The sequence below is a fragment of the Pseudomonas protegens genome (genome assembly GCF_003363755.1).
In the GTDB taxonomy this organism is placed as follows: Bacteria; Pseudomonadota; Gammaproteobacteria; order Pseudomonadales; family Pseudomonadaceae; genus Aquipseudomonas; species Aquipseudomonas danubii.
In genome coordinates this window covers 219,231-236,580 of sequence record NZ_CP031396.1, presented here as the reverse complement: position 1 = coordinate 236,580, position 17,350 = coordinate 219,231, and the positions used below count along the sequence as shown (strand labels likewise).

Sequence of the window (17,350 nt, the reverse complement as noted above, 5' to 3'; positions counted from 1 at the left end):
GGCGCGAGTGTAAGGAGCCGCCAAGGGGTTGCGCAACGCTTTCAGGGTGGCGTGGCAGCGCTCTTGGGCAGGTGCAGCAAGACGAAGTCGTTCTTGTCGAAACGCCCGCTTAGCACCGGAGTCAGCCCGGCCAGGGGCGTGCCTTGCAGGCTGGGCAGGTCGCTCTGATCAAGAATCACCCAGGCCGGGGCCGGCACTTGGGCCAGGGCGGCAGCCTGATCGGTGAACTGTGGCTGCAGGTCTCGATCCAGGTTGACCATGAACTTGATCGCCTTGGCGTCCTTGCCCATGCGGTGCAGGACTAGCGGTGCCGGGTCGGCCTCGATCAGTTGCATGGCGCCGAGGCTGAAGGCGCGAGTGTCATAGAGACGGTGCTCCACCGGTTCGAAGACCCCGATGTAACAGGCCCAGACCGCCAGCACCGCGCTGTAGGCCAGGCCCACGGCGCGCCACTGGCGCTTGAACAGCAATCCCAGTGACAGCGCTTGCAACAGCCCGAGGATCAGCAGCATGGGCAAGAGGTGGGTGAGCTGTTCAGGGAATTTGCGCCGCAGTACCAGCAGTCCCACCATCAGCAACCCGGGCAGCAGCACCCACAGGCCCTGGATCAGCACCCGCAGCCAGCCCATGACCCGCCCGCGTCCGGCCTGGAACGGATAAGCCGCAACGATCGCCGCCATGGGCAGCATCGGCAGCAGGTAGCGGGCCTTTTTCGCTTGGGGAATCGACAGGCCGATCATCACGATCAGCCCGGCAGCAGTGCACAGACGCAACAGTTTCAGGGCCGGGCCCTGTTCTGCAGGGCGATTGAGCAGCACCGCAACCCAAACCAGGATCGCCAGGGGATAGGCCAGGGCGTAGTTGCCCAGGGAACTGGTGAAGTAGTAGAAGACGTTGCTGGAGCCTTCGCTGCCGTCCATGCGTCCCATGAACTGCATGCGGATCACCTCGTCGACAAAGGCCTGGCCACCGCTGAGCTTGGCCAGCCACAGCAGCAGGCCGACGCAGGCCACCAGCAGCAACAGCGCGCTGAAACCGACGCCGAACAAACGGCGCCATTGACCGCCCAGCAGGTAGTAGCTGCACAGCATGCCGGTGGGAATCACCAGGCCGATGGGGCCGCGAATGGCAAAGCCCAGCACCAGCAAGAGGAAGATCCAGCCCAGGTGCCGACGGGCACCGAAATGGTCGTGGGCATAGCCGAGGTAGAACACCGCCAGGGATACCGCGGCGAGCATCTGGTCCAGGGAGACGGCACGGGTTTCGCTGATAAAGGTATTGCTCAGCAGCAGCAAAGCCACGCTGAGCAGGGCCCAGGTGCGGGAGTAGGGTGCCAGCAGGCGATAGATCAGACTGACGATCAGCGCCGAAGCAATGGCCGTCGGCAGCCAGGCGGTAAAGCTGGTGACCTGCCCGGTGGGCAGGGAAAACAGCCACACCAGCAGGGTCGAGGCGCTGGAATAGTCAGCGTAGGGCTGGCCATAGGTGGTAGGGAAGAACCCCGGCCCATGGCGCAGCATCTCCTTGGCGAAGAGCACAAAGCGCGAGTCGAAGCCGATGACCGAATCGTGGCCGGCGCCGGCGCAGAACAGCAGCAAGGCCAGCAGCCCCAGCCCCAACGATTGCCAAAGTAATGTGTTCGCAGGGGAACTGGAGTGCGGGTTCATTCAGGCCTCGGTGGACCACTGCTGGTGTGGAATCGGCAGGTTGCGCGATTCACCGCGACCGATCGGGAAGTAGGTGAAACCGTTGCGCGCCAGGCGCTCGGCGTCGTACAGGTTGCGTCCATCGAAGATCACCGGGGCCTTGAGACGCTGCTGGATCAGGTCGAAATCCGGCGCCTTGAACTGCTGCCATTCGGTGCAGATGATCAGCGCGTCGGCGCCATGGAGCACCGATTCCGGAGTGCCCATGAGCATCAGGCGCGATTCGTCCGGGTACAGACGCTGGGTTTCCTGCATGGCTTCCGGGTCGAAGGCCCGGACTTCAGCACCGGCCGCGAACAGCGCGTCCAGCAGCACCCGGCTCGGTGCGTCGCGCATGTCGTCGGTGTTGGGCTTGAACGCCAGGCCCCAGAGGGCAAAGGTCTTGCCTTCAAGGTCGCCTTTGTAGAACGCCTTGATGCGTTCGAACAGCTTGTGTTTCTGCCGCTCGTTGATGGCTTCCACCGCTTGCAACAGGTCACTGGAGCAATGGGCTTGCTCGGCGCTGTGGATCAGGGCGCGCATGTCCTTGGGGAAGCAGGAGCCGCCGTAGCCGCAACCGGGGTAGATGAAGTGATAGCCGATCCGCGAGTCGGCGCCGATGCCCAAGCGCACCGATTCGATGTCCGCCCCCAGGTGCTCGGCCAGCTCGGCGATCTGGTTGATGAAGCTGATCTTGGTGGCCAGCATGCAGTTGGCCGCGTACTTGGTCAGCTCGGCGCTGCGCAGGTCCATGAACATGATGCGGTCGTGGTTGCGGTTGAACGGCGCGTAAAGGTTGCGCATCACGTCGCGCACTTCCTCGCGTTCACAGCCGATGATGATCCGGTCCGGACGGCGGCAGTCGGTGACGGCCGAGCCTTCCTTGAGAAATTCCGGGTTGGAAACGATATCGAACTGCAGCTGGCGGCCGTCCAGGACCTTCTCTATGTGCGCCTTCAAGGTGTCGCCGGTGCCCACCGGCACCGTGGATTTTTCCACCAGGATCACCGGCTTCTCACGGTGGCGGGCCACTGCGTCGCCTACCGACAGCACATAGCGCAGGTCCGCCGAGCCGTCTTCGCTGGACGGCGTGCCCACGGCAATGAACAGCACCTGGCCGTGTTGCACCGCGAGCTTTTCATCGGTGGTGAAGTGCAGGCGCTTGGCTTCGAGGTTTTCCTTGACCAGGCTGGCCAGCCCCGGCTCGAAGATGCTCACGTAGCCTTGTTGCAGCTGTTTGACCTTTTGCTCGTCGATGTCCATGCAGATGACATCGTGGCCGACTTCAGCCAATACGGCGGCTTGTACGAGGCCGACGTAACCACTTCCAAATACACTGATTTTCATGGGGTATTCCTGGGACTTGTCGCGGGTGCAGATCGAGAGTTGATGGTGATGACCCCAAGGATGACCAGAGCCACCCCGAGGCTTTTGCCAAGCGTGAAGGGTTCGTTGAACAGCGGCAGGCTGGCGGCCAGCAGGTAGACCAGGGCGTAGCTGATGCTGAGCAGCGAATAGGCCCGGCCCAGCGGCAGGTCGCGCAGGGCCAGGAGCCAGCAGAGCATCGACAGGGCGTAGGCACCGATGGCCGTGATCACCACCGCCAGGGCGGCGAGATCGACGTTGCCAGCACTCAGCGCCGACAGCCACTGATCCGGGGCGGGCAGGCGGGTCATGCTCCAGCGCATGCCCAACTGGGCGCCGCTGACCAGCGCCACACTGCCCAGGGCGAAGGCAAAACCCTTGACCCGGCTCATGCGTGGCGACTCAACAGCAGCACGCCACCGATGACCAGGGCCACGCCGAGCCAATGGCGGCGGTCGATGGACTCATGGAAGACGAAGCGGGCGATCAGGGTGATAAACACGAAATTCAGGCTGAGCATCGGGTAGGCCACGCCCACCTCCATGCGCTGCAGCACCAAAAGCCACACCAGCAGGCCCAGGCCGAGGCTGAACAGGGCCAGCCACAGCCAGCCCGAACGCAGTTTTTGCAGGATGCCGGAGGGCTGGTCACGCCAGCTTTCCACGGCGAACTTCTGCGCCACCTGGCCCAGGCAGGTCAGAGCGCAGGCGAGCAACAGCAACAACAGGCTCATGGCTGACTCTGGGGAATGATGAAGATCACGATATTGCCTTGCTCGTAGCGCTTGGCATCCTTGGGCAGCAGCTCGACTTCATGTTCCTCGTCGCTGCTCTTGACCCGCATCACCACGCCGATCGAGCCTTGCTTACGGGCTTGCTCGATCCACGGCTGGACTTGGTTCAGGTCGACCTTGCGCGCCGCAGTGTCCTCGTAGCCCAGGCCGTACTTCACTTCGCCCTGGGTGTTGTAAAGGGTCACGTCGGGGCGACGCAGGCGCCAGGCCAGCGCAGCGGCAGCGCCCAGGTCGTTGCTCAGCAGGGCCTTGGCCTGGCCCAGTTCGGCCACGTGATCGATGATGAACTGGTCGGGAATCTTGTTGTAGACCACCTTGTTCGGCAGCGCCGCCGGGGCCAGGGCCACCAGCAGGAAGCTGCCCAGGGCCGGGGCGGCCCACAGGCTCAAGGGGCGCATGGCCTGCAGCAGGTTGCTGATGATCCAGCCCAGCAACAGGATGTACACCAGGACCAGGTGCTGGGGTTCGTCCACATACACCGGCTTCTTCAGCTGGAAGTACACCAGGGCCAGCAGGGCCATCAGGCCGGCCAGCAGGTTGAGCACACCATTGAGGCTGAGGATCCGGGTCGTGCCGGTGGCCAGACGGTCCGTCAGGGTGTGCCCCATCAGCAGGGCCACAGGCAGCAGGCAGGGCAGAATGTAGGCCGGCAGCTTGCCTTTGCTCAGGCTGAAGAAGGCCAGGGGCAGCACCAGCCACAGCAGCAGGAAGCCGCTGCTGTTCAGCCGCCGTTGTTCCCAGGCCTGCTTCAGGCTGGCCGGCAACAGCAGCACCCAAGGCACGCAGAAGCCCACCAGCAACGGCAGGTAATACCACCAGGGCGAGGCGTGCTGCGCGTCTTCACCGGCAAAGCGGCGGATGTGCTCATGCCAGAAGAAGAACCGCCAGTAGTCCGGCTCCTGGGCATGCACCGCCAGGGCCCAGGGCAGGCTGACCAGAATCGCCACCAGCACGCCGATGCCGCCATAGGTCAGCAGCGAGCGCAGGCGCTTCTGCCAGATGGCATAGGGCAGGGCCACCAGCACCGGCAGCAGCCAGGCCAGAAAGCCCTTGGTCATGAAGCCCATGCCGCAGGCCAGGCCCAGCAGCACCCAGGCGCCGATCTGTCCGCGTCGGCTCTGGCAGTCGAAGGTGAACCACAGTGCCACCAGGCTCAGGTTGACCCAGAAGGTGAACTGCGGATCGAGGTTGGCGTAGCCGGCCTGCAGCGCCACCACGCTAAAACTCATGTAGAGCAGGGCGCTGGCCAGGCTCTTGCGCGGGTCGTTCCACAGGCGCCGGGCCAACAGGTAGGCCAGGACCACGCTCAAGCCGGTGCTCAGGGCCGACGCCACGCGCACGCCAAACAGGTTGTCGCCAAACAGCGCCTGGCCGATGGCGATCATCCAGTAGCCGGCCACGGGTTTTTCGAAATAGCGGATGCCCATGAAGTGCGGCGACGCCCATTTGCCGGTCAGGAGCATTTCCTGGCTGATCTGTGCGTAGCGGGTTTCATCGGGAATCCACAGGCCGTGGGTGGCCATGGGCAACAGGTAGAACAGACCGAAAGCGATCAGCAGCAGCGGCAGGGCCCAACGTCTGGTCATGCGCCTTGCACTCCCAGCCAGCCTTCCCGGCCTTGCAGCGTGCCACGCACGACCTTGCCTGCCGGCAGGCTGGCCAGATCCGCCGGGAGCATCTGCCCCAGGGGTTGAAAGTGGATGTCGCGTTGCTTGGCACTGGCCAGCAACTGGCGGAAATCATTGGCCATGAGAATCCCTTCTACTTCTGCATGCACGGTGTAGACATTGAGTTTGTCCGGACTGAACCGGTCGAGGATGTAGCGGTTGAAATCCTTGGCGGCCACCACCGGCCCGACCACTTCGTCGAAGGTCGGCAGGTCCACCGGAATCTGTGGGGCGCCCAGGCTGCCGTCCGCCAGTCTTGGCCGGAACAGGCTCTGGCCACGGCAGTCGCTGTTGTAGCGAAAGCCGAACTGTTGCTTGGCTTCGATGACGCGTTCATCGGCGCGCCAACCGGCAGACGCCGAGCAGCTCACCGCTTGCCCGAGAATATCGTTGAGGCTGTCGACGCCACGGCGGATCTGTTCGATCAGCTGTGCCTGACTCCAGCGCCCGGTGTTGGCCTGCCAGCCGTGATGATCCCAGGCGTGCAGGCCGACTTCATGACCGGCGGCCAGGGTCTGGCGCATCAAGTGCCCCAGGTCGCGGCCGATGGGTTTGCCCGGCCAGGCCGTGCCGGCCAGGAGAATGTCCCAGCCGTACAGGCCCGCGGCATTGGAGCGCAGCATTTTCCAGAGGAACTGCGGACGGATCAGGCGCCACAGGTGGCGCCCCATGTTGTCCGGCCCGACGCTGAAGAAGAACGTGGCCTTGACCCCGGCTTCCTCCAGCGATTCGAGCAGCCGTGGCACCCCCTCCCGGGTGCCGCGGTAGGTATCGACATCAATGCGCAGACCTGCTTGCATCAGCGAGCTTCTTCTTTGGAACGATCGGCGATTTCCAGCATGGCTTCGCGCAGGAAGAAGTCCAGGGTGTTGCCGATGGTTTGGCTCATCTCCACGGTCGGCTCCCAGTTCAGCAGGCGCTTGGCGTTGGCGATGCTGGGCTTGCGGTGTTCCACGTCCTGGTAGCCGGCACCGTAGAACGCCTTGCTCTCGACGTCGCGGAAACCGGCGAACGGCGGGAAGTTGCTGCGCAGCGGGTGAGCTTCGAACTGACGCAGCAGTTCTTCGCCCAACTGGCGGATGCTGGCTTCGTTGTCCGGGTTGCCGATGTTGATGATCTGGCCGTTGCAGCAGTCGTTGTCGTTGTCGACGATGCGCGCCAGGGCCTCGATGCCGTCGGCGATGTCAGTGAAGCAGCGCTTCTGCTCGCCACCGTCGAACAGACGGATCGGGGTGCCTTCCACCAGGTTGAGGATCAGCTGGGTGATGGCGCGGGAGCTGCCGATACGGGCCGAGTCCAGGCGGTCCAGGCGCGGGCCCATCCAGTTGAACGGACGGAACAGGGTGAAGTTCAGGCCCTTGGCGCCGTAGGCCCAGATCACCCGGTCCAGCAACTGCTTGGACACCGAGTAGATCCAGCGCTGCTTGTTGATCGGACCCACGATCAGGTTGGAGCTGTCTTCGTCGAAGTTGTTGTCCTGGCACATGCCATAGACTTCCGAGGTCGATGGGAAGATCACCCGCTTGTTGTACTTGACGCAGTAGCGAACCAGCTTGAGGTTCTCTTCGAAGTCCAGCTCGAACACGCGCAGTGGGTTGCGGGTGTATTCGATCGGGGTGGCGATGGCCACCAGCGGCAGGACCACGTCGCACTTCTTGATGTGATATTCGATCCACTCGGAGTGGATGCTGATATCGCCTTCGACGAAGTGGAAGTTCGGATGGCTGCGCAGGCGCTCGATGGCGTCCGAGCCGATGTCCAGGCCGTAGACGTCGTACTTGTCGTCACGCAGCAGGCGCTCGGACAGGTGGTTACCGATAAAGCCGTTGACACCAAGGATCAGCACACGGGTGCGGCGTGGCTTGCGGCCGGACTCGGCACCGCGCAGCAGGGAGCCGTCCACCAGACCCAGCTCATTGGCCAGTTGCGGGCCACCCAGGTACAGGCCGTTGGCGTTGCGCTGGCCGGAGGTGATCACCAGGGAGTCTTCGCCACAGGCGATGCGCAGCGGGTCGACGCTGATGACCCGCCCCGGGGCCTGGCCTTCGTTGCCCTTGGCAACTTCGGCGCTCCAGACGATCAGCTTGTGCTCGCCGACGGCGCAGAAGGCGCCCGGGTAAGGCTGGGTCACTGCGCGTACCAGGTTGAACAGCTCTTCGGCGGGGCGCTTCCACTCGATCTTGCCATCGGCTGCGGTACGGCGACCGTAGTAGCTGGCCTTGGATTCGTCCTGGGCGGTCTCGGTGATCTTGCCCTGGGCCAGCGCCGGCAGGGTGTCGCCTAGCAGGCTGGCAGCGGCGTCACGCAGTTTGTGGTGCAGGCTCAGGGCGGTGTCGCTGCGTTCGATGGCCACGCGCTGCTGGGCGATGATGGCCCCGGCGTCGGCACGCTTGACCATGCGGTGCAGGGTCACGCCGGTCTCGGTTTCGCCCTTGACCAGCACCCAGTTGGCCGGTGCGCGGCCGCGGTAGCTCGGCAGCAGCGAGCCGTGCAGGTTGAACGCACCTTTGCGGGCAGTGGCCAGCAGGGGTTCGCTCAGCAGATTGCGGTAGTAGAAGGAGAACAGGTAGTCCGGGTCGAGTTTGCTGATGCGCTCGATCCACAGCGGGTGGTTGGCATCTTCCGGGGCATGCACGGCAATGCCTTTGCGGGCGCACAGCTGGGCGACGGAGCCGTAGAAGGTGTTCTCCTTGGGATCGTCGGCGTGGGTGAACACGGCAGCGATCTCGTAGCCTGCATTGAGCAGGGCTTCGATGCCCGCACAGCCAATATCGTGGTAGGCGAAGACAACAGCTTTATTGCTCATGGCGAAACCTGATCAGTATGAGTGGAAGTTAAACCGTCGACAGTGACAGCCGGGGCGGGGACCGCCGGCTGGCTGCGCAAGACTTTTTCGATGAAGAAGCGCGGGCGGGCCCGCACGTCGCTGTACATGCGTCCCAGGTATTCACCCAAAAGACCCATGCCGATGAACTGGCCACCGGTGAACACGAACAGCACCGCAAACAGCACGAAGGTGCCGTCGCCGGCCCAGGTGGCACCGAAGATCAGCCGCAGGATGATCAGCATCAGGGCAAACAGCGCGCCGACGCCGGCCATGCCGAAACCGATGATGCTCAGCAGCCGCAGGGGGGTGGTGGTCATGCAGGTGATCAGATCGAACATCAGATTGATCAGGCGCATCGGGCTGTACTTGGAGTCGCCGTGCTCGCGCTCGGCGTGCTCTACCAGCACCTCGGTGGTGTGCCGGGCGAAGCTGTTGGCCAGGATCGGGATAAAGGTGCTGCGTTCGGTGCAGGCCAGCATCGCGTCGATGATGGTGCGGCGGTAGGCCCGCAGCATGCAGCCGTAGTCGCTCATGGCCACACCGGTGGAGCGCTGCACCGCGAGGTTGATCAGCTTCGACGGCCAGCGACGGAAGGCCGAGTCCTGGCGGTTGTTGCGCACAGTGCCGACCACGTCGTAGCCGAGCTCGGCCTGGGCCACCAGGCGCGGGATTTCTTCCGGCGGGTTCTGCAGGTCGGCGTCGAGGGTGATGACCACGTCACCGCGGCACTGCGCGAAGCCGGCCATGATCGCCGCGTGCTGACCGTAGTTGCGGTTGAGGATCACCGCCACTACGGGGCTGCCTTCGCGCTCGGCGGCTTGTTGCAGGAGGGTCGCCGACTGGTCGCGGCTGCCGTCGTCCACCAGGACGATTTCAAAGTCGTGCTTGAGCTGGCGGCAGGCCGCTTCGGTGCGGCGCAGCAGCTCCGGCAGGCTCTGTTCTTCGTTGTAGACCGGAATCACGATCGACACGAACTGGATTGGGTAAGGTTTCAAAGGCTTCAGTCCAGGAGGTTGGCAATGGCATCGGAGACCCGTTCGACATCGTCGAGGGTCATGTCCGGGAACAGTGGGATCGAGCATAGACGCGCCGAGTTCCATTCGGTGTGTGGCAGCCGCACATCGGCGAAGCGCTGTCGATAATAGGTATGCAGGTGAGTGGCGATGAAGTGGATGCCGGTGCCGATGTTCTGCTCCTGCAGGCCCTTCATGAAGGCTTCACGGTCCAGGCCGCAGCGTTCGGCGTCGATGCGCAGGATGAACAGGTGCCAGGCGTGCTGCTGCGGGTACTGGGGCAGGTGCAGGGGTTGCACCGGCAGGCCTTCGAGGCGCTCCAGGTAAGCCTTGGCCAGCACTTCGCGCTTGGCGTTGATGTCGTCCAGGCGCTGCAGCTGTACCAGGGCGATGGCGGCGTTGATGTCCGCCAGGTTGTACTTGAATCCGGGCTCGATCACTTGGGCCTGGGGCTTGCGACCGTGGGTCAGGCGATCGTAGGCGTCCACCCCCAGACCGTGGAACTTGAGCATGCGCACCCGGTCGGCCAGGGCTTGGTCGTCGCTGACGAACATCGCACCTTCGGCGCAGGTCATGTTCTTGATGGCATGGAAGGAAAAGATCGCCGTGCCCCGCGCGCCGATGGCGCGGCCGCGATAGGTGGTGCCGGCGGCGTGGGCGGCGTCTTCGATCACCGGGATGCCGTGCTTGTCCGCCAGGGCGTACAGCGGGTCCAGGTCGAAGGCGGCGCCGGCGTAGTGCACCGGGATGATGGCCTTGGTCCGTGGCGTAATGGCCGCCTCGATGGTGGCGGCGTCGCTCATCAGGGTGTCGGGATCGACATCGACGAATACCGGGGTCGCCCCCAGCAGGCAGATCATGTTGGCGGTGGAGACCCAGGTCTGCGACGGAGTGATGACTTCATCCCCCGGACCGATGCCCAGGGCCAGCAGGGTGATGTGCATGGCGCCGGTGGCCGACGACAGGGCCACGGCGTGGCGGGCGCCAACACGGTCGGCGAATTGCTGTTCAAGTTCCTGGTTTTTCGGGCCGGTGGTGATCCAGCCGGAGCGCAGAACCTGCTCCACTGCAGCTATCTCTTCGTCGCCGATACTCGGGCGCGAGAAAGGAAGGAAAGCCTGGTTCATGGTTACCTCGGGTTTAGCTGATGCCGGAAATACGGGGTGATGCGAACGAACGATTGATGGAGCGCGGGGAGGTCATGCAGTCATCAAGGCTCATCCAGTTATTGGGCCGGGGTGGCGATCCATGCAGCGTTTGAGTAAAAAAGGTATTTGTTAAAAGTAAATGCAGATCAAGGTGTTATCTTGACAACCTGATAAAGCACTGCGTTCGGCAGGAGGCTTGTTGGTGGCTGAGATTAAGCGGAAAAATGTGAAACGAATATGAAAAATAGGGCAAAAGTCCGTTTTTCCGCGGGCCAGACAGCTAGTGTTCAGTTTGTTGTCAAGGTTGTAGCGCGACGGGGTGCCGGCAGCCATTTCAAGGGCTTGAAGAAGCACTTTAAAGCGCGCTTGCAGGAGGCTTTGAACGGTGTCTTGAACTTGGCCATGAACGGCGCAGGGAACTGCGCTCCGGCATCGTCTTTGCCTTCGGGGGGAGCATGACTTCGCAGGAACAACCGGCCGTTGCCGACAACGCGCACAAGGCCAACCCGTTGCGCCTGTACCTGGCCCGTCTGGCGCCGTCCAGCCAGTCGACCCTGCGTTACGTGCTGCAGGACGCCGCCGATCGCCTGGGGTATGACGAACTCAACCTTGAGGACATCCCCTGGCACCACCTGCAACCCGAACAGGTCACGGCCCTGGTGGCCACATTGCGCCGTGACGGCTATGCCCCGAATACCTCGTCGCTGTACGTCAATGCCCTGCGCGGGGTGATGAACGAGGCCTGGCGCAGCAGTCTGATCAGCCAGGACCATCTGCTGAAAATGCGCTCGGTCAAGGCCATGGGCGGTACACGCCTGTCCCGGGGGCGCAATCTCAAGCGTGGGCTGATCCAGGACCTGATGGCGGTGTGTGCCGCCGACCCGCGGCCCCAGGGTGTGCGCGACGCGGCCATCATCGCGGTGCTCTATGGCTCGGGCATGCGCAAGTCCGAATCGGTGAACCTGGACCTGGCCCAGGTGGACTTCGTCCAGCGCAGCCTGCAGGTGCTGGCCAAGGGCAACAAACAGCTGATCAAGTACGCCCCGGCCTGGGCCTTCGACAAGCTCCAGGCCTGGCTGGACCTGCGTCGCGCAGACTTGCCGGCGGGCCTTGAGGACGACGCTTTCCTGTTCAACCGGATTCGTCGCGGTGGTCATATCACCCGTGAACGCATCAGCAAGCACGCCATCTACTACATCGCCCGCCAGCGGGGCGCCCAGGTTGGCGTGCGCATCATGCCCCACGACTTTCGCCGTTCGTTCATTACCCGGGTGATCGAGGAACATGACCTGTCGATCGCCCAGAAGCTGGCGCACCACACCAATATCCAGACCACCGCCAGCTACGACATGCGTGATGACAATGAACGACGTCGGGCCATCGACCGCTTCGACCTGTGAGTGTCAGCCGTTCAACAGGTCGGCCGGGAAGGGGACAGATGCCCGGTCAGGTCCCAGGCCTCGAGCATTTTGGCGTACTCAAAGGCATGGCTTGGGTCACTCTGCAGCCAGTCTTCGAACGCCTGGCGTTCATCCAGGCTGCAATCGGCCTCACGCAGGCGGATGCACCAGTGGGCGGCCTGCATCATCAAGTATTCATCTGCTTCACTGGCAGGACTGTTCATCGTGCGGTCCTTGTTCAAAGTGGCGCCGCTCATGAGGAAGAGGCGCGGCACGTAGAAATCACTTGCAATCTAGAGTGTATAACGAGAAAAAAGCGTCAATTTTTTGCCTGAAATCAGTCATTGGTATCGATGAGTAGGCCTGAGGCAAGGCCTGGATGCTGCTCTATAATCGGCATGTTTCACCTGTGGCAAATGGAATCGACCAGTCAAATGAGGGAGCAATCTTGAGCGCCAAACTGTGCAACAACACCAATGCCGTGACCTTTGTCAGCAAATACAAGGCAGCCTGCCAGCCGATCGCCGATCAACTGGACCTGCCGGTGGAAAACATCCTTGGCCTGGCGGCCCAGGAGAGCCAGTACGGCGCCGGACGCATTGCCCGCGAGCTCAACAACTATTTCTCCTTGCATGCCCCAGCGCCCCTGCAGAGCGGGGCCGAGGCGCCCCAGGGCAACGCCAGCATCAAGGTGGCGAAGTTCGACTCGTTCCAGAAGTGTGCCCAGTCCTTCGCCTTGCGCTATGGCTCGTCGGTGCGCAGCAAGCGCGACCCCATGGAGTTCGCCCAGGCCCTGGTGCGCAGCGGCTACAACAGTGGCGACGCGGCCTCCGGTGGTCGCAACGGATTTGCCGAGTACCTGGCGAAGATCATTGTCGCGGTCAGAGGGCGCATGGCGTGCTGAGAAAAAATCCCCACGCATGGCTGCTGGGCCTGCCCCTGGCCTGCGCGGCACTCGTCGCCTGTGCCGGTACCGTGCTGCAGCCGGATGAGGTCAAGGCCACGGGCCTGACCCGCGAGCAGGCCCAGGAAATGCTGCTGGTAGCCTTGAAGCATCAGGACTATCAACTGAGCAAACCCGGGGTCTTTGTCGATGGTGACCTGCAGGACGACAGCGGCCAGCCGCCGCATCCGGGCTACTTCGACTTCAGCCTCGGCTACAACGATCCCAAGGCCGGCGCCACTGAGTACTGGGGGCTGTTCTCGGTGAGCACCGCCACCGGCGATGTCTGGGAAATCAACAGCTGCAAGCGTCTGGACGGCAGTGAGTTGCGGGCCTTGCAGGGGCAGATCATGGCCCGTACCGGCAAGACCCTGGCGGACGAAGAACCCCAGCGCCAGGGACTGGGTTGCGAGGATCAACCATAGTCCCGAAACCGGTCTGCATCAGGCCGCAGCGCTCAGGTGCAGGACCGTAAAATAGGCCGCCGTGCCAATCGCCGCGGTGCTGATCAGGCCCAGGCTGTTGCTCAGGGCAATGAGCCCCACCAGCAACAGGGACACCGAGGCTGCCAGGGGCTCGCGGCTCATCTCGCTGAAGGCGATGTACACCGCAAAGTTGATGAACACCGCCACCGGCAGCACCCGTTCCAGGCAACGCTGCAGGCCGGGTTGCAGGCGGATGCTGACGAACGCCGGAATGATCCGTACCAGGCAACTGGTGGCCAGTAGCGCAGCGATGGTGACCCAGGCCGAATCGCTCATAGCTTGGCCCTGGAAAGCAGGACAGTGCTGATCAGCACACTGGGAATCCAGAAGTACAGGGTGCCCAGGAGCATGATCAATACCAGGGTCACCGCGACACAGAGCGCCACCATCGACAAGACGGCCAGACGACGTTCGTGCGCAAGGCTCAAGCGGCTGCGCAACTGCGCCAGCGACAGGTACATCAGCACCACGCTGGCCGGGTAACCCAGGTTGACCTCGGTGCCGATCCACTGCAGCGGCAGCCATGCCCCCAGCACCCCGGCCAGTGCCCAGGTCAGGAAGATCGTTGCGCGTATCACCAGCACCGTGACCGGATTGTCCCGTTCGTGCTCGGTGGCGTAGGCCTCGTCCCCCAGCATATGGGCCGCCCCGGCCTTTTGCAGGAACCCCCGGGGCAACCGTGGGCTGGAGGTGAAGGCAATGGGCAGGTAACGGCTGTTGATCGAAGCCGAGACCAGCAGCAGGGTGAAGAACCCGGCTCCCGACTGGGCCAGGGGCAGGGCGGCGAACTGACCGCTGCCGGTGAATCCCAGCAGCCCCACCAGTGCCACCTCCAGCAGTGACCAGTCGGCGCGACCTGCCAGCAGGCCGAACAGCATGCTCACCGGGACAATGGCCAACGCGGCCGGGGCCACCCTGCGCAGAGCACCTGACGTGCTTTGTGTGAACGGCATCTGTTGCTCGACCTGCATAGGTTTGCTCGCCTTTTGCTCATTACCGAGGCAAAGACCCGGAGCGGCGCCCCAGTCATTGGTCGATGGAGTCTAGGAAAGGCAGCGGGACAGCGTCTTGTACGATTGTGCGAGTTTGCCGGGGCTCAGAAGCGGTAGCCGACGTTGACCATCACTGCGGCAGCGCCCAGCACCACCAGCTCGGTGCCCACCGGCCCGTAGTGCACGCCCACCGCCGGAATCAGCACCGGTGCCACGCCAAAGTGGTTCAACGGGATCTTGTCCTTGTAGTCGCCCTTGTAACCCTGGATCAGCCCGCCGCTGAGCTTGGCGTAGACCGGCCAGTCGGCGTGTTCCCAGGCCTTGCCCACGTAGGCGTAGTAGGAGCGCTGGGAGAAGGAGTTGCGAAAGGTGCTCACGCCCCACAATTGACCGTCGGCGTAGTTGCGCTCCAGGCCGATCAGATCCTGGTGGTTGTTGTGGTCGGGATCGTTGCTCCAGTGGTTGGTATAGACGCTGCTCTGCACGTACCAGTAGTCCTGTTGCGCGGCGGCTTGCAGCGTCTGGCTGGCGGCGGCCAGCAGCAGGGCCAGGCCTGCGGCTTGGGTTCGAAGCATTGCTTTCATCAGGGTTCCCTGCCATCGCGGCAGTCGTGCCCCCTCGGAAATCAAGGGGGGAAAAGGGGGCAGACGCTAACATCCGGCTATTCAGCGAATCAATGATTGAACTGTTGCTTGATCTATATCGGCTTCGATGCGCTGGATCAGGTAGGGGAAGAACGGGTTGGCGGTCAGGCGCATCAGCTCCTCCATGGGCACCACCAGCACGCCGCGTTCACCGCGGGCGGCGATGGTGCCCAGGTGCACGCCGAAGTCTTCTCCGGGAGCGGGCTGGGTCCCGTACAAACCGTCGTCCACAGGGAACGGCAAGGCCACGTGGGACAAGGAAAACACCCCCGTCGGATAGGCCAGGTCCAGGGGCCGTCGCTGGCTGTCCAGGCTCAGGGCGGGGGTGCTGACTTCGGCCAGGGTCGCGCCGCCGCTGCCTTCATTGGTCAGCACCCGGGTGCTGTAGTTGCGCGGCGGTGCCGGCAGCAGGCTGGCCAGGGAGGTGAGGCTGGCGGGGTCCAGCAGGCCTTCGAAGTCCCGGTCCCGGTTGAGGTCGAAAATCACCAGTTCACTGCCGTTGGCCGGCAGTTGCCGGTACAGGCCGGTGACCAGGGCAGGGGTACTGACCGTGGCATCGGTCAACGACTGGAAGCTGAGGATCGGCGGCAACCGGTTCAGGCGCGGGTCGCCCACCAGGGCCAGCAACTGGCTTTGCAGGGCATCGGTCAGCAGCCACGACTGGCGCGCGGCATTGACCGGAAACGAGTTGTACTTGAACGGGTTGTACTCAGGGCGCAGGTTCAGCCAGGCCGCCTTGCTGAAGGCCGGAAACACCGCCGGCCAGCCGGCCACACCGGCAAAGCGCGCCGACGGGGCCACGCCGATCATCGGCGAAATCAGCACCAGGCGCTGGGCCTGGGGCAACTGCGGATTGTCCAGGGCGTCCAGGGCGTACTTGACCGCCAGGGCACCACCGTTGGAGTAACCGACCACATGCAAGGGTGCCGGCGCCGGGACTTCGGCTCGAGCGGCACGCAGGGCCAGGCGGGTGGCGGCCAGCCAGTCCTGCCAGTGGGCGTCGGTCAGGCCGGCCGGCACGGTGCCGTGGCCGGGCAGGCGCAGGCCGATGGCCAGGTAACCGTGCTCGACGTAGCGCCGGGCAACGTGGCGCAAGCTGTAGGGCGAGTCGGTCAAACCATGCAGCAGCACCACCACGCCCCGCGGTGTGCCTGAGGGCCGCAGCAGGTAGGAGCGGTTCCAGTCAGTGGCAAAGCGGGGCGGGTAGACCCGGCTGTCCACACGATAACGGTTGAAGGGCGGGACCTGGGTCGGGTCCAGGCGGTCGCTGACTTCACGCCGGACTTCGGCAAACAAACGCTCCTCGGCCTGCATCCAGGCCGCCCAATCGGCGCTATCGATCTGTTCGATGCTCAGTTCATGGGGCACCCGCAGGTGCCAGGGTTGCAGCGCCGGACCCCGCTCGCTGTCGTAGGCACGCCAGGCCAGCAGGGTGAGTGCGGCAACGCCGAGGATCAGCGCGCCACCCTTGAGCAGGCGCGACAGGGGCTGGGCAATCACGGGCAGGGACTCGGTTGGAGGGCGCTGATGCGATAAACGCAGCGTCGACCGCCAGTGATCAGGTGCTCCACGCGCTGCACCTGCCCAAGGTCGCCAATGGCGGCCTGGAACACTTGCAGTTCGGAGCGGCAGAAGCCCTGGCACTGCTGGGCCGCGACACAGATCGGACAGTGGCTCTCGATCAACAGCCAGCCCTCGCCGTCGGCCTCGACACTGGCCATGTAGCCGGCGACTTCACGGATCTGCGCCAGGGCCCGGACCCGTTCTTCCAGGGTCGGTAGCGGCGCGCAGACGTCGAGGTACTGCGCGGTGTTGACCCGCTCCATGTCAGTGACGATGCGTTCCACGCCGTCGGCCCCATAGACCGCGCGAATCGAATCGATCAGTTGCAGGGTCAGGTGGGCATGGGTGTCGGGAAAACGGGCCTGGGCCTGCTCGGTCAACACCCATTTCTGCGACGGCCGCCCAGCGCCCTGGGCCGGCATCATCTGCCCGGCGATCAGTTCAGCGTCCAGCAGTTTCTGTAGCTGCTGGCGGGTGGCTTCCAGGGACACCTTGAGCAGCGGGGCCAGGTCGGCGGTTTTCAAGGGGCCGCGGGTTTTCAGCAGAAACAGAATTCGCTCGGCGGTGGCGCCGGGGTTCTTCTTCTCGGCAGGGGAGGATATCGAGGACATGCTGGGCCATTAACCAATGCGCAAGTGGGGTATCGAGAGCGTGCAGGACGCGGCTTACTGCGCAAGCATAACAGGCTCCGGCCAAGTGGCCCGGCGATTGTCGCGCTTTGAACGGCGGATTGGGCAAGAGAGCGAGACAATGAAAAATTAATTATCAAAGTGTTTGCTTGTGTAATACAGTGCAGCTTTATCGAACACCCTAAGGGAGCAAGGC

General features: G+C 63.7%; 18 protein-coding genes. 3 read left to right on the top strand and 15 right to left on the bottom strand.

What is annotated here, in order from left to right; genetic code table 11:
* Nucleotides 1-41 precede the first annotated feature (41 nt).
* The 9 genes from DWF74_RS00915 to arnB are packed head-to-tail and all read right to left on the bottom strand — an operon-like array spanning nt 42 to nt 10,477.
* On the bottom strand, nt 42-1,667 hold the full coding sequence (locus tag DWF74_RS00915; RefSeq protein ID WP_115580070.1) for an ArnT family glycosyltransferase: 1,626 nt from the start codon (nt 1,665-1,667) through the stop codon (nt 42-44).
* Nucleotides 1,668-3,032 (bottom strand): UDP-glucose dehydrogenase family protein, encoded by a 1,365-nt coding sequence (locus DWF74_RS00910; protein ID WP_115580069.1) that lies wholly within the window; start codon nt 3,030-3,032, stop codon nt 1,668-1,670. It lies immediately after the preceding gene.
* Complete coding sequence (gene arnF, locus DWF74_RS00905; protein WP_115580068.1) at nt 3,029-3,442, bottom strand: 4-amino-4-deoxy-L-arabinose-phosphoundecaprenol flippase subunit ArnF; 414 nt, start codon at nt 3,440-3,442, stop codon at nt 3,029-3,031. The genes DWF74_RS00910 and arnF overlap by 4 nt, the downstream gene beginning before the upstream one ends.
* On the bottom strand, nt 3,439-3,783 hold the full coding sequence (arnE, locus tag DWF74_RS00900) for a 4-amino-4-deoxy-L-arabinose-phosphoundecaprenol flippase subunit ArnE (RefSeq protein WP_115580067.1): 345 nt from the start codon (nt 3,781-3,783) through the stop codon (nt 3,439-3,441). The genes arnF and arnE overlap by 4 nt, the downstream gene beginning before the upstream one ends.
* Nucleotides 3,780-5,429: a lipid IV(A) 4-amino-4-deoxy-L-arabinosyltransferase gene (gene arnT, locus DWF74_RS00895; protein WP_115580066.1), complete on the bottom strand. Its 1,650-nt coding sequence runs from the start codon at nt 5,427-5,429 to the stop codon at nt 3,780-3,782. Before arnT ends, arnE begins: the two co-directional genes overlap by 4 nt.
* Complete coding sequence (arnD, locus tag DWF74_RS00890) at nt 5,426-6,310, bottom strand: 4-deoxy-4-formamido-L-arabinose-phosphoundecaprenol deformylase (RefSeq protein WP_115580065.1); 885 nt, start codon at nt 6,308-6,310, stop codon at nt 5,426-5,428. The genes arnT and arnD overlap by 4 nt, the downstream gene beginning before the upstream one ends.
* Nucleotides 6,310-8,316, bottom strand: coding sequence for a bifunctional UDP-4-amino-4-deoxy-L-arabinose formyltransferase/UDP-glucuronic acid oxidase ArnA (arnA, locus tag DWF74_RS00885; RefSeq protein ID WP_115580064.1), 2,007 nt, complete (start codon nt 8,314-8,316; stop codon nt 6,310-6,312). Before arnA ends, arnD begins: the two co-directional genes overlap by 1 nt.
* Nucleotides 8,313-9,332 (bottom strand): undecaprenyl-phosphate 4-deoxy-4-formamido-L-arabinose transferase, encoded by a 1,020-nt coding sequence (arnC, locus tag DWF74_RS00880; protein WP_115580063.1) that lies wholly within the window; start codon nt 9,330-9,332, stop codon nt 8,313-8,315. Before arnC ends, arnA begins: the two co-directional genes overlap by 4 nt.
* Before the next feature lie 5 nt (nt 9,333-9,337).
* Nucleotides 9,338-10,477 carry a UDP-4-amino-4-deoxy-L-arabinose aminotransferase gene (gene arnB, locus DWF74_RS00875; protein ID WP_102864991.1) on the bottom strand — a complete coding sequence of 380 codons (1,140 nt, stop codon included), beginning with the start codon at nt 10,475-10,477 and terminating at the stop codon, nt 9,338-9,340.
* Nucleotides 10,478-10,953: 476 nt separating this feature from the next.
* On the opposite strand from arnB, the gene DWF74_RS00870 reads away from it, so the two are divergent.
* Nucleotides 10,954-11,898: a site-specific integrase gene (locus DWF74_RS00870; protein WP_102864992.1), complete on the top strand. Its 945-nt coding sequence runs from the start codon at nt 10,954-10,956 to the stop codon at nt 11,896-11,898.
* 11 nt (nt 11,899-11,909) lie between these two features.
* Here DWF74_RS00870 and DWF74_RS00865 read toward each other — a convergent pair whose 3' ends face one another.
* Nucleotides 11,910-12,122: a FecR/PupR family sigma factor regulator gene (locus DWF74_RS00865; RefSeq protein ID WP_102864993.1), complete on the bottom strand. Its 213-nt coding sequence runs from the start codon at nt 12,120-12,122 to the stop codon at nt 11,910-11,912.
* Between the two features lie 224 nt (nt 12,123-12,346).
* Here DWF74_RS00865 and DWF74_RS00860 point away from each other — a divergent pair, with 224 nt between their 5' ends.
* Nucleotides 12,347-12,802, top strand: coding sequence for a glucosaminidase domain-containing protein (locus DWF74_RS00860; protein WP_240322003.1), 456 nt, complete (start codon nt 12,347-12,349; stop codon nt 12,800-12,802).
* Nucleotides 12,796-13,266, top strand: coding sequence for a hypothetical protein (locus DWF74_RS00855; protein ID WP_115580061.1), 471 nt, complete (start codon nt 12,796-12,798; stop codon nt 13,264-13,266). Before DWF74_RS00860 ends, DWF74_RS00855 begins: the two co-directional genes overlap by 7 nt.
* 18 nt (nt 13,267-13,284) lie before the next feature.
* On the opposite strand, the gene DWF74_RS00850 is transcribed toward DWF74_RS00855, so the two are convergent.
* The 5 genes from DWF74_RS00850 to DWF74_RS00830 form a co-directional block, all read right to left on the bottom strand.
* A complete protein-coding gene (locus DWF74_RS00850; protein ID WP_102864996.1) occupies nt 13,285-13,602 on the bottom strand; it encodes a hypothetical protein in 318 nt (105 codons plus the stop codon).
* Nucleotides 13,599-14,279 (bottom strand): AzlC family ABC transporter permease, encoded by a 681-nt coding sequence (locus tag DWF74_RS00845; RefSeq protein WP_115582398.1) that lies wholly within the window; start codon nt 14,277-14,279, stop codon nt 13,599-13,601. Before DWF74_RS00845 ends, DWF74_RS00850 begins: the two co-directional genes overlap by 4 nt.
* Before the next feature lie 143 nt (nt 14,280-14,422).
* Nucleotides 14,423-14,893 carry a sn-glycerol-3-phosphate transporter gene (locus tag DWF74_RS00840; protein ID WP_102865240.1) on the bottom strand — a complete coding sequence of 157 codons (471 nt, stop codon included), beginning with the start codon at nt 14,891-14,893 and terminating at the stop codon, nt 14,423-14,425.
* Nucleotides 14,894-14,983: 90 nt separating this feature from the next.
* Nucleotides 14,984-16,462, bottom strand: coding sequence for an alpha/beta hydrolase (locus DWF74_RS00835; protein WP_240322002.1), 1,479 nt, complete (start codon nt 16,460-16,462; stop codon nt 14,984-14,986).
* A complete protein-coding gene (locus DWF74_RS00830; protein WP_162884049.1) occupies nt 16,459-17,136 on the bottom strand; it encodes a helix-turn-helix transcriptional regulator in 678 nt (225 codons plus the stop codon). Before DWF74_RS00830 ends, DWF74_RS00835 begins: the two co-directional genes overlap by 4 nt.
* Nucleotides 17,137-17,350 lie beyond the last annotated feature (214 nt).